Origin of the sequence: Neptunicella sp., from assembly GCF_048268085.1 — a bacterium.
Lineage (GTDB): Bacteria > Pseudomonadota > Gammaproteobacteria > Enterobacterales > Alteromonadaceae > Neptunicella.
Map to the genome: position 1 here is coordinate 19,364 of NZ_JBLWWF010000023.1, position 11,952 is coordinate 31,315.

At 49.5% G+C, this 11,952-nt stretch carries 12 protein-coding genes; 8 read left to right on the forward strand and 4 right to left on the reverse strand.

All coding sequences use genetic code 11. The features are described from left to right. Positions 1-103: 103 nt before the first annotated feature. Together ACTD55_RS16325 and ACTD55_RS16330 are read right to left on the reverse strand one after the other, a co-directional pair. Positions 104-1,303, reverse strand: coding sequence for a M24 family metallopeptidase (locus ACTD55_RS16325; RefSeq protein WP_438865403.1), 1,200 nt, complete (start codon positions 1,301-1,303; stop codon positions 104-106). Between the two features lie 76 nt (positions 1,304-1,379). Then, positions 1,380-2,168 carry a hypothetical protein gene (locus ACTD55_RS16330; protein WP_438865404.1) on the reverse strand — a complete coding sequence of 263 codons (789 nt, stop codon included), beginning with the start codon at positions 2,166-2,168 and terminating at the stop codon, positions 1,380-1,382. 207 nt (positions 2,169-2,375) lie between these two features. Here ACTD55_RS16330 and ACTD55_RS16335 point away from each other — a divergent pair, with 207 nt between their 5' ends. Continuing rightward, a complete protein-coding gene (locus tag ACTD55_RS16335; protein WP_438865405.1) occupies positions 2,376-2,576 on the forward strand; it encodes a hypothetical protein in 201 nt (66 codons plus the stop codon). A 38-nt stretch (positions 2,577-2,614) separates the two neighbouring features. Here the strand turns inward: ACTD55_RS16335 and ACTD55_RS16340 are convergent, their stop codons facing one another. Next, positions 2,615-5,548 (reverse strand): Tn3 family transposase, encoded by a 2,934-nt coding sequence (locus tag ACTD55_RS16340; protein ID WP_438865406.1) that lies wholly within the window; start codon positions 5,546-5,548, stop codon positions 2,615-2,617. Between the two features lie 181 nt (positions 5,549-5,729). Here ACTD55_RS16340 and ACTD55_RS16345 point away from each other — a divergent pair, with 181 nt between their 5' ends. From ACTD55_RS16345 to ACTD55_RS16370, 6 genes are all read left to right on the forward strand, one after another. Further along, complete coding sequence (locus ACTD55_RS16345; protein WP_186507484.1) at positions 5,730-6,968, forward strand: ATP-binding protein; 1,239 nt, start codon at positions 5,730-5,732, stop codon at positions 6,966-6,968. Beyond that, positions 6,965-7,369 (forward strand): Hg(II)-responsive transcriptional regulator, encoded by a 405-nt coding sequence (gene merR / locus ACTD55_RS16350; RefSeq protein ID WP_015485717.1) that lies wholly within the window; start codon positions 6,965-6,967, stop codon positions 7,367-7,369. Before ACTD55_RS16345 ends, merR begins: the two co-directional genes overlap by 4 nt. Positions 7,370-7,445: 76 nt before the next feature. Beyond that, positions 7,446-7,805 (forward strand): mercuric transporter MerT family protein, encoded by a 360-nt coding sequence (locus tag ACTD55_RS16355; RefSeq protein WP_015485718.1) that lies wholly within the window; start codon positions 7,446-7,448, stop codon positions 7,803-7,805. A gap of 17 nt (positions 7,806-7,822) precedes the next feature. Continuing rightward, positions 7,823-8,110: a mercury resistance system periplasmic binding protein MerP gene (gene merP / locus ACTD55_RS16360; RefSeq protein WP_050660120.1), complete on the forward strand. Its 288-nt coding sequence runs from the start codon at positions 7,823-7,825 to the stop codon at positions 8,108-8,110. Next, positions 8,110-8,343 carry a GDCCVxC domain-containing (seleno)protein gene (locus ACTD55_RS16365; protein WP_015485720.1) on the forward strand — a complete coding sequence of 78 codons (234 nt, stop codon included), beginning with the start codon at positions 8,110-8,112 and terminating at the stop codon, positions 8,341-8,343. Before merP ends, ACTD55_RS16365 begins: the two co-directional genes overlap by 1 nt. A 230-nt stretch (positions 8,344-8,573) precedes the next feature. After that, on the forward strand, positions 8,574-10,562 hold the full coding sequence (locus tag ACTD55_RS16370; RefSeq protein WP_438865407.1) for a cytochrome c/FTR1 family iron permease: 1,989 nt from the start codon (positions 8,574-8,576) through the stop codon (positions 10,560-10,562). Here the strand turns inward: ACTD55_RS16370 and cadR are convergent. After that, positions 10,540-10,947, reverse strand: coding sequence for a Cd(II)/Pb(II)-responsive transcriptional regulator (gene cadR / locus ACTD55_RS16375; RefSeq protein WP_438865408.1), 408 nt, complete (start codon positions 10,945-10,947; stop codon positions 10,540-10,542). The two genes, ACTD55_RS16370 and cadR, sit on opposite strands and share 23 nt — an antisense overlap. Positions 10,948-11,024: 77 nt before the next feature. Here cadR and ACTD55_RS16380 point away from each other — a divergent pair, with 77 nt between their 5' ends. Beyond that, complete coding sequence (locus ACTD55_RS16380) at positions 11,025-11,924, forward strand: cation transporter (protein WP_438865409.1); 900 nt, start codon at positions 11,025-11,027, stop codon at positions 11,922-11,924. Positions 11,925-11,952 lie beyond the last annotated feature (28 nt).

The window sequence follows — 11,952 nt, forward strand, 5'->3', positions numbered from 1 at the left end:
ATACAATAACTTAAAATAATTCTCCCGAGTCACGCATAACCCATTTTAACCAAGCTGGCAGGCTAAAAATGGCTTTTAGCCTGCTTTTTTAATCGGTGTTTATTTAGGCTTGATAACCAAAGGGATCATCGATTGAAAAACTGGGTTGAGTAAACCATTTCGGTCCGCTATCAGTCATATAAAAGTGATCTTCCAGCCGTACTCCAAACTCACCAGGTAGCACTAACATGGGTTCGTTGGAAAATACCATTCCCGGTTTAAGCGGGGTTTTATCACCCTGCACCAGATAGGGACCTTCATGTATATCCAGTCCGCAACCATGCCCAGTGCGGTGAGGTAAGCCCGGAACCGCGTATTCAGGTCCAAAACCATTTTGTTGCAGTGATTGGCGTGCCGCGATATCGGCGGCTTCACAAGGCTTACCAAGTTGGGCGGCATCAAAAGCGGCTAATTGTGCCTGTTTTTCACGTTGGCGCTCTGTGGCCTGGCCATAGGCATAACTGCGGGTAATATCTGAATTATAGCCATGCAATAAACAACCAGTATCGATCAGTACCCAATCATTTTCTTGAAGTATTTGGGGATCTTTCACGCCATGGGGGAAACTGCTGGCCAAGCCAAATAACACAATACAAAACGACGAGCCGGACGCGCCGACTTTTTTGTGCGCATCGTTAATAAACTGGGTAACTTCAACCGTGCTAATTCCCGGCCGTAATATTCGCGCCGTGGCTTTATGCACTTCCAGGGTCATATCTTTAGCCCGTTGCATTAGCGCGATTTCTGCTGCTGATTTTTGTTCACGGCAAGCGGCGGTAATACTGTTGCTGGTGACAATATTTAATGCTGGATTAGCCTTACAAATACCATCGACTACAAAAAAAGCACTACTTTCATCAATGGCTAAGGTTCCAGTATTTATATTGGCGTTTTTAAGCACTTGGCCTAGTAAAACATAAGGGCTTTCGTGTTCTTGCCAGCCATGAAACGGGGCATCGATTCGCATAAAATCAGATAAGGAATCGTACTCAAAAGCGGGTGCAATATAATGTAGTTCACCGCTGGCGGTGAGTAAGGCGCCCACCAGACGCTCACTGGCGTACCATTTTAATCCGGTAAAATAGGTCAGGTTAGAACCGGCATTTAGATAGAGTGCAGAGATATTTTGCTGCTGCATTAACTGACAGGCTTTTTGCTGTCGCTGACGGATTTCATTGACACTGACAGGATTAATATCGACTGTCATATCGGTTAGTTTTGCGAGTTCTATTTCTGCGGTGGAGCCGCCAACACCTATTGTCATTTACTGTTTCCTGTGCATTTACTAAGGCCTTACATCATACCACAATGACAGATTCTACTCAGGCAAAAACCTGTGGTTATAACCCATCAAGTAATTGGTTAAAGGCAAATTGATAACCTAAATCCGTTAATAACTGACTGGATATAATGCGTTGGTGCGCTTTACCTGACGTAAATTCCGGGGCAGGGAGATTGAGCTTTTGCGCGGCTTGTTGATAAAACGCCGCTTTGGTTGGATGATCCGGCATAACTAGATTGATAATCGGTGGTATTTTGTCGATATGCTCAATGATGTAGCCAATGGCCCTTACCGCTTCCGTTTGATGGATCATATTGACTGTTTCAGCACCATTGGAGCTAGGCCTTTTATGTTCAAAAAAACGGCCCGGATGTCGCTTGGGTCCATATAATCCTGCCAACCTGAGTACTTTACCTTTATTACCCAATGCCGTTGTTAAGGCTTCATTTTGTAGCAGGCGAGACTGTCGTTCTGAGGTTGCTGTAATATGATCACTTTCGTGATAAAGCCCGGCTTCAGTGGGGTAGACGCCCGTAGTAGAGCATAAAACGAATGCTTGCATATTTAACTGCGTTGCCAACTGGATTGCTCTGGCTAAGTAATGGCGATAACTTGCCTGTTTTTCCGGTGTTCGGCCAGCAGGAATACAAAATATCCATACCGCTTGTTGTAATGTAATACGGTGCTCAATGGTGTTTCCTTCGCAATTAAATAGTGTCCAATAATGTTGGCTAGACCTGAGCGGTTCACGGGTTGTCATCTGTACGCTAAGCCCAGCATCGATTAAATGTTGCCCCAAGGCTTGGCCAAGCCATCCGGCTCCCACAATTACCGCGTTCTCGATCACGTATCCGCACTCCATCAATTAAAAACGCTATAAGAAACCAAACCTGTACTAGTTTCAACATTAATCCTGTCTTTTGTTTGCTTCGACGCATCCAGTTTGGTGATTAAATCGTTTACTAGTAGAGTCCGCATTTTTGCGTATTCCCAACTTAGTCCGCCTGCGAAAGAATATGAATAAATATCAGATATTTAGGGAGATTGATTAATAATGACAAACGACCGGTTGCAACTAATCGCCAGCGCTGTATTGCTATCCATGCTTTCTGCGCAAAGTGTCGCCGATGACAAAATTGAAAAGATCACTATTCTAGGCCACGACACCGATTTAATTGGTTCGGCAATCTCGGCCTCTGAAGGTTTTGTCGGTGAGGACCAGCGGGGGCATTTGAACGAAAACCTACGGTTTTGACTCCCAGGCCCTCCGCGTAACCGTAGGTTTCCGAATAATCACCCCTTCCCCTCATCTTCAATAAAGTACGTACCATTGGTCAACACATGCTTATAGGGCAATAACGAGATATGGGATAAGGTCTTGTCGTCGATATCCTCCCCCTGCTGCCGGAGCTGCTCAACCACGTCATTTATCTTGATCGTGTTCCAGTACAGAATGGCATTGGATACAAAGCTGAGGCTGCTGGCCTTGTTCATGATTTCCTCATAGTCCCCAGTGGTGAATTCACCCTGGTCCGCAAAGAATATCCAGCGCGGCAGTTTGTGCCGGTATTCCCCTTTGTTCAGTTGCCGCTGGACGGTTTGGCGCAGTTCTTTGTCAGTCAGGTACCGCAGAATGTATTCGGTCTTGATGATCCGGCCCAGGTTGGTAAAGGCCTTGGTGAGGCGATCGGAGGGTGAACTGTTGGTCAACCGTTGAACGATGACGTGTGCTGGCGCAGTTTTCTGCTTCAGAGAAATAACCACCCGCATCATGTATTCCCATTGCTCCTCAATGATCGACAGATCAGCTGTTTTCGTGAGTAAATGGTTGAGGTCACCATAATCGACGGATTTGTCGATACGGTATAGCTGCTGATCCTTCAGATCCCGAATACGTGGCATAAAGTAGAAGCCAAGCAAATGACAGAGGGCGAAGACGATTTCAGTGTACCCGTGCGTATCGGTGGTGTGCTCTCGGATTTTCAGAATCGTGTTGTTTTCCAGCAGACCGTCCAGAACATACAGGGCTTCACGAGGGCTACAGGAAATGATCTTGGTGCTGAACACGGAATATTGATCGGATACGTGGGTGTAGATCCCGATGGCTTTTTCATAATAGCCGTAATAGCGGGGATAGTATGAAGCCAACAGGCTGTCGGCGCGGATTTTAAAGCGTTGCGCATCTGAAGAGGACAATGTACCGGAACCATACACCGCACTCAACGGCAGCTCATGGTGTTGATTCACAATTTCAGCACTGGCGTTGATCAGGGTTTCTTCGCGAATATAGTATTGCAGGATATGCCTTAGCATATCGACAGTAACGCCATTGACGCTGTTACTCATGGACACGACGCCCAGGTTTGTGGCTTGTGAAATAATGGCAGCCATCAGGCTTTTGTAAAAGTTTTTGGGCCGTGACTGGTGATGCTGGATAGGGACAAAGTGACGACTGTAATGCGTCATTTGATCCACCTCCATCAGCAGTTGCTCGATGCGTATGCTGGGCATATGCGCATCGATCACCTTTTGCAGTTGGTTGACTTTATCCGGTACGTCCAGTTTGTCGTCACGCTTGAGTTTCAGCCGGCCATTGTGTATCTCGGCGAAATTATCCAGTCCAAAACGCTTTTGCGCTGCTGACACCGCTTCGTGGAACTGGGATGAAATGGCGGAACGCACTTCGTGTGGCAAAGGCTGCTGTAGCTCGGTATAGACGGTGTGTTTGGTTTCATCCCAGTTGGGCTCGTTCAAGGTCAGATCCCAGAACGACACATGCTGTTTGCTCTGTGGTAAATACAAATCGCCGGAACGCAACGCATCTTTCATCGCGAGAGCAAGGCCCATTTCCCAAACATTGCGATTGATGTTGCCGGTTTGATCTTTAAGGCTGCGACGCAGCTCGCGGGGAATGAACGCAGTCGGTGTATTCTCCGGCAGTTTTTTCAGATCGCCGTCATCCAACTGCCGGACGAACTGGATGGCTTTTATCAGTGGCCCAGAACCTTTCGCCACTTCAAACGGTAACCGTATAAAGTCGGAAAAATACTTTCGTAAACTGGGGTAACGGGTCAGCAACAAATCGCAATAGCCGCGTTCTTCCAGGCGTTTAAAAATGTGCAGATCCTCAATGGAGGCCAGCAAGTGCTTCTCGTCAATACGCTGCCATAAGTCATTCTTGTACAACGGCTGTTCCTCCGGCCATTCCAGCAAAACATGCGTGGTATCGAGCACAGCATCGATGGCTTTCTTCTGGCGTTTACGGAATTCCTTGTGCTTTTTGTCGTGACTGTTTCTGGTTTGTCGGCACAGTTCCGTCATGTACTGATCGTGCATTTTGACCAGGTTATCCAGCAGAATCTTGCGGGATTCTAACAGGAAGCACACCATCAGGGCATAGCGCTTGTGGTCTTTGAAGCGTTTCATGTCCTTGGCGCTGTAGCGCTTGGTCAGTCGATACAGGTAGTGAAGAAAAGCGGTATCAATGACCTTTTCCTCGAATTCATTAATGCCGGTGGCCACCAGATTGTCATAGCGCTCCAAATAGCGTTTCAGCGATGAGATTTTGGCGGCCGGTGGATACTCTTTGAGTTGGTTGAAGTAGGTTCGTTGATTACCGTCCGTGGTTTGCAACAGATCGTCGATGGCACCGCGCAGTTCAGGGGACATCTGATCAAACACCTGCTCGAAAAGCTGAGTGTGGACCTGGTTACAAATACGGATGATCTGCCGTTCGATGGTCGAGGGTCCTGGCAACATAATACGGTTCAACAACAGGTAACGTTCTGCCCGGTGAAAAAGTTCATCCGGCAGCAGCCCCTGACGGGCGTGTTCCTCTATCCAGCGATCCAGGTCGGCTTCCACTTTGTCATCAAACCGTTGAAAGCCCAGATACTTGAGGATGTTATTCCGATGCTCCAATAGTGTCGCTTCCCGCTCGGGCACGTCCACGGTTAGCGTGGGCGGGTGGTCGAGTTGACTGCTTAGGTAGCTGATTACCCGGGGGGATAGATCATGGAGCTGGTTAAGAAACCGGCCATAGAGACGCATGGCGCACAGTTGGATGGCAAATCCCAGACGGTATTGCTTACGGTACTTGTTGACCACCTGGCAATCGCGTCGGCTCAGCGTCCAATCGCGAACCATTTCTTCGTCGGAAAATCGTTGTGGCAGCATTAACGGTTGGTATCGCTGCTGGTTGGTTAAGAACTGCTCTTTGGCTGTCATGGGCTCTCACTTGGGCTCAGTCACGCCAACTACTCCTATAGCGTTGTTTTTATTGATGTTTTTATATTCGTAAGTCGCCATTGTCGTATCTAACAATCAGACGGCATTGTAATAACGAATAGACGATAATAAAATAACGAATAGACGAATTTCAACCATCAATTAGCCGAGCGCTTATTTTATGTACCCACGTTACTCTGAATACAATGTCAAAGAAGCGCTGAGCGACACCCCGGTGGTCTTTGTGATGGGGCCTCGCCAAGTCGGTAAAACCACTCTGGTGAAGGCGTTGATTGGTGAGATGGGCGCTGAAAACTGGGAATACATTACCCTGGACGATCAGGCCCAATTCGAAATTGCACAAGCTGATCCCGTCGGGTTCATCCGTAATCTGCCACCGAAACGAATTGCGCTCGATGAGGTTCAGCGCCTGCCTGAACTGTTCGTCTCCATTAAGCAGGCTGTGGATGAACAACGCACGGCAGGTCGCTTTCTCCTGACGGGTTCCGCCAATGCCTTGTTATTGCCCCGGCTATCGGATTCCCTGGCCGGCCGGATGGAGTCGGTTCGCCTGACAACGCTTTCCGAATGTGAGATCCATGGACGACCCCCCAGCTTTTTAAGCAAACTACTGAACCAGGAAGCGCCTTCGGCTCAGGACATTCGTGTGCGGGATCATCTACTGCAACGGTTGATTACGGGGTGTTTCCCCGAGCCTCTGCAACGTGCCAATGAGCGGCGAAGCACCGCTTGGTATCAACAGTACGTCAGTACATTGATCCAGCGGGATATCCGCGATCTGACCCATATCGATCACCCCGATCTGATGGCCAAGTTACTCAAACTCACCGCCTTTTATGCGGGGAAACTGGTTAACCTGACCGAACTGGGCGCTAAACTTGGGCTGGATCGACTGACCATCAAAAAATACATGGCGTTGTTGGAGCAGTTGTTTTTGGTGGAACAGCTGCCGGCCTGGCATTCCAACGAATATAAGCGCCTGGTGAAAACACCCAAACTGCACTCGGTCGATACCGGCATGATGTGCGCCGTGCGGGGCCTCAATCGGGAGCGCCTGCTGAAACAGCCAGGTGATTTTGGGTTGGTGCTGGAATCCTTCGTCTACAACGAATTGCGCAAACAGGCGGTGTGGATCGAGGAGCCCTTGAACTTCTACCACTACCGTGACAAGGACAAGGTGGAGGTCGATGTGATCATTGAAAACGCCATGGGCGATTGTTTTGCCATTGAAGTCAAAGCGGCGGCAACCTTGAGCACGAAAGATTTTACCGGCTTGAAACGCTTTCAAAGTGTGGCCGGCAAGCGCTTTAAAATCGGTGTCCTGCTCTACGATGGCGATCATACGACGGCTTTTGGTGACAATCTCTTTGCTGTCCCGCTGGGAGCGCTCTGGTCATGAACGAAAACCACACCATTGGCCAGCTGGCCAAGACAGCAGGTGTCAACGTCGAAACCATCCGCTACTACGAACGCCGTGGTTTGATCCGTCAACCACCCAAACCCGCAGAGGGATACCGTACCTACCCAAACGCAACCTTGGCTCGGATTTTATTCATCAAACGCGCCCAGGAACTGGGTTTTACGCTGGAGGAGATCAACAACCTGCTGTCATTGGGCGAGTCGCATTGCTCGGAAGTCCAGGAGCTGGCCGAAGCAAAGCTGGCCAGCGTGCGTGAAAAAATTAACGATCTACACCGCCTGCAACAGGTGTTGGAAGAGCTCGTCACACAGTGCCGGACCAATCCTGACAATGCGGCATGTCCTATTGTTGAATCCCTCCAACCTGCTCCTCGTCAATAAAAGGCATTGGACTTGACTCCGTACCTTGGTACGGGACTTACACTGATTTCACTAGGTCAATAAAGTGGAGTCGGCGATGGCAGGAAAAGAGTCATTCACCAACACAAGGCTACCTATCATCGGTGGCATTACCGCTGCCACCGTCGCCAGCCTGTGTTGTGTTGGGCCTTTTGTGCTCCTGTCACTGGGTATCAGCGGGGCCTGGATCGGTAACCTGACTGTATTGGAGCCCTACCGTCCCGTATTCATCATGCTTGTTATGTTGTTGCTCGGTTGGGCTGGCTGGCAGGTTTATCGACCGGTCGATACCTGTGAACCGGGAACCGTCTGCGCTGTGCCGCAAACTCGGAAACGGCGGCAAATGGTTTTCTGGATCGCTGCAATCGTGGCGCTGGTGCTCGTCACCAGCACCTACTGGATTCCTCTGTTCGCATGAACACTCTGGAGCTAACCATGCAGAAAATCATTCTCGGTCTCGTATTCACCATCGCCAGCTTCTCGGCCTGGGCCAAGCCACAAACCATCACGCTGGATCTGCCAACCATGAACTGTGCCATGTGCCCGATCACGGTCAAAAAGGCACTCACCAAGGTCCAAGGCGTGACAAAAGCCGAGGTCAGTTATGAGCATAAGCAAGCCGTAGTAACCTTTGAGGATTCCCTGACCAACGCTGACAGATTGGTCGAAGCGACCACCCATGCCGGTTATCCATCGACCATCGTGAAAACGGAAACACCATGATGCCAGAGGTGATTTTGCAGTCAGTGCTGACTTGTCCCGAATGCGGCCATAAAAAAACAGAATCCATGCCCACCGACGCGTGTCAGTGGTTCTACGAGTGTGAGCAGTGCCATGTTTTATTGAAGCCGAAGCTCGGTGACTGCTGTGTCTACTGTTCCTATGGCTCGGTACCATGCCCGCCGATACAGTTGTCACAGGGCAATAAAGACACAGGAACCTGTTGCGGCGGTTAAGTGGACCTCGCAAATCTGCATGTCACTCACCCGGTTAAGTCGATGATTTTCCAGTATCAATCCACCTTCAATGATCTCTGTAAGATAAAGGAGCGAGCCTTGGTAAGGCCTCTCTATCAAAACGGTTTCCAACCGACTGTAATTTTTACTTCTCTTGACTCTATAGCGGCTATAGGGTTTACAATTGCGATCAATAATCATTAGCGATTCATGAATAAGAGAACACCGAGATGTTTGATTGCAGATTGCAACGCCTGAAACGAGCCACCCTTCATGCCATCATATTTCTGATGCTGCCACTTTCTCTATCTGCCGGGGCGAATGAAGCTGAGATCCCAGACAACGTTACTCAACTCCGGCAACTGGCACAGCTCGCTGAATACATAGGCGTTGATTATGCCGAAGCGGTGAAAAACGGTCAGGTAATTAATGACAATGAATATCAGGAGATGGTGGAGTTTTCACAACTGATTGTTAGCAAGAGCTCGCTGGCCGCCACTGCTGATGCAGAGTCACTCGCAGTGCAAGCAATGGCATTGCAGAGGGCCATCCATGATAAGAAAGGTGTTGATGAGATCCGTCAAATGAGTGCCAGCCTACGCGGCACATTGTTGGGATTGATGCCACATTTATCCCTGCCGGAACGGATATTACCTCAAGAAAAAATCCGGCCGGTATTTGAGACTAACTGCGGATCTTGCCATGGAGTATCTGGTCAAGGTGACGGAGTGCTGGCAGCACAACTCGATCCCGCACCCACGGACTTTACCGATAAAGAGCGGGCATTAAATCGATCAATTTTGGGTTTATACGACGCCATTACCAATGGCATTGACGACACCGCCATGCCATCTTTTCAACAACTAACGGAGCAAGAGCGTTGGTCAATGGCATTCTATGTCGGTGGACTCGCTTTTCAATCCAGCGAACCTACTCACAATGATTTGAATATTACCAAACTGCAGCTGATTAATCACAACCCACTGCAACTGGCAGCAGCACGCCCTGATATAACCCTACAAGCTTTGGAGAGTTTACGCGCTAACCCCTCGGCATTATTCAAGGCATCCCAAGATCCCTTGGCAATCACATGGAATCGACTTCAAGCCGCCCAAAAAGCGCATCAGAAGGGAGATTTTTCAACCGCAAGTGAACTCGCCGTCAGTGCTTATCTGGACGGTTTTGAACTGATTGAAAACAGCCTCGATGCGCATGACAAAGCACTGCGCCAATCCATCGAGTCCAACATGATGGCACTACGACAATTGACCAGCCGCCCCGACGTAAACGGAGAATTGGGTGCGCTAATGGCGGAGACGCGGCATTTGTTGGATGACGCACAACGTTTGTTATCAGAGTCCACCTTGTCCGAAGGAACCTTATTCACTGCTAGTCTGGTCATATTGTTGCGCGAAGGCCTGGAGGCATTGCTGGTTATCATTGCCTTAACGACGGTTTTGATAAGAACCGGGCGTCGGGATGCGCTTAAATATGTCCACATAGGCTGGATTGCGGCATTACTTGCCGGTGGTGCCACCTGGATCGCCGCTCAATCGTTGATCACGATCAGTGGTGCCAATCGTGAAATCATGGAGGGAATTGCCGCTTTATTGGCCGCGTTGGTACTGCTCTATGTTGGGATCTGGATGCATAGCAAAACCCAGGCTGCACAATGGCAAGCCTACATTCAGCAACATGTCGATACCCAACTTAAGTCTGGCACCTTGTGGGGGCTGGTGGCGTTGGCATTTGTGGCGGTTTACCGGGAGGTGTTTGAAACCGTATTATTTTATCAATCGCTGTTAACGCAGGCGGTATCAACCCAATATTCTTCTGTTGGTGGTGGCTTTGCGCTCGGTTTGTTGCTGTTAGCCATATTGGCGTGGGTGTTGATTCGCTTTTCCGTCAAGCTGCCGATCGCCAAATTCTTTTCAGCCACCACCTACTTGCTGCTAGCGCTGGCATTTGTCCTGATGGGCAAAGCTGTGTCGGCATTACAGGAGGCGGCCATCATCGGTATGACGTCATTACCTGTGAGTTTTGAGATTGACTGGATTGGCGTCAAATCCACCTGGCAAGGCGTGCTTGCGCAACTTTCGGTACTTCTGGTTTACCTGGTATTTTTAATACTATCCAAATCAAAACGCGCAACATCACAGCCGATAACACAGGCGTCCGATTTCAAGCGCGTAAGTGTTACCGCTTCTGATGCTGATTAGTGGTTAACGTTTGCAAGATGCCGCACTGTTCGATCGTCCTTTCACTGGAGCAGCTGCGGCGAAGTACTTTCAAATGCTCGCGCAGCTGAACCAGCTCCTGAATGCGCGTTTCCACTTGTTGAATGTGCGTATCCATCATGCGATTGACTTGATCACATTGCGCACCCGGTGAGCGTTTTAATGTGAGTAGCTGGCGGATCTCGGACAAACTGAGATCCAGGTTACGGCAGAGCTTGATAAATAGCAGCTGTTCGACAGCAGCTTCATCGTAAAGTCGAAAATTGCCGTCACTACGCTGTGTCGTGCACAGCAACTGTTCTTTTTCATAGTAACGGATAGTTTGCACCGAGCAATCCGTCCTTTTTGCCAGCTCGCCAATCTTCATTTATTCAATCTCTGTGCTTGACTCTATAGTAACTATAGAGTTTAAACTGCCCACCTTGGATAGAACAAGGGTTTTTTATGACGACCACATGCGGTGGCAATTGCCAAAATAACGCGACGGAGAACACTCCCCAAATTGCCGAAGTACACGACGCTTCTCATGGCGGCTTTGTTAGTGAGTATCATGTCCCCAAGATGGACTGTCCTTCAGAGGAAGGCATGATCCGTATGGCGTTGGACAGTGTGCAACCTAAAGTCACATTGGAATTCGATACCCCCAAGCGCAAGGTGAGTGTCTACCATGGTGATAACGCTGACCTTATTGAAAAAAGAATGCAATCAGTCGGTCTGGGCGCGAGACTTGTCAGTACAATGCCCGTCGCCAGCGAGTCCATCGCCCGTGCGCAGGCGTCTGCAAAACAGGAGGCAGAAAGAGAAGCTGGCATTCTCAAGTGGCTACTGGCAATCAATGGCATCATGTTTGTCATTGAAATTACTGTCGGCTGGTGGGCGCAATCCACTGGTTTGATTGCGGACTCCCTGGATATGTTCGCTGATGCCGCCGTCTACGGCGTGGCGCTGTATGCCGTAGGGCACAGTGTGCGGATGAAGTTGCGTGCAGCCCATTTTTCCGGTTGGCTTCAGATCATTCTCGCCCTGGGCGCTTTGGGCGAGGTGGTAAGGCGATTAGTATTGGGTAGTGAACCGGTTTCCACTTTGATGATGAGCTTCGGGCTTGTTGCCTTGACGGCCAATGTGATCTGTCTGCTGTTGATTGCCAAAAGCCGGGATAGCGGCGCCCATATGAAAGCCAGCTGGATTTTCTCCGCCAATGACGTGATTGCCAATCTAGGGGTGATCCTTGCCGGTGGATTGGTGGCCTGGACGGGCTCACGTTATCCAGACTTGGTGATTGGCCTTATCATCGGTTTGATTGTGTTGAATGGTGCGCGCCGTATCTTGCAGCTCAAGTCCTGAGCCGAGCACAATATGAACAACAAGCAAT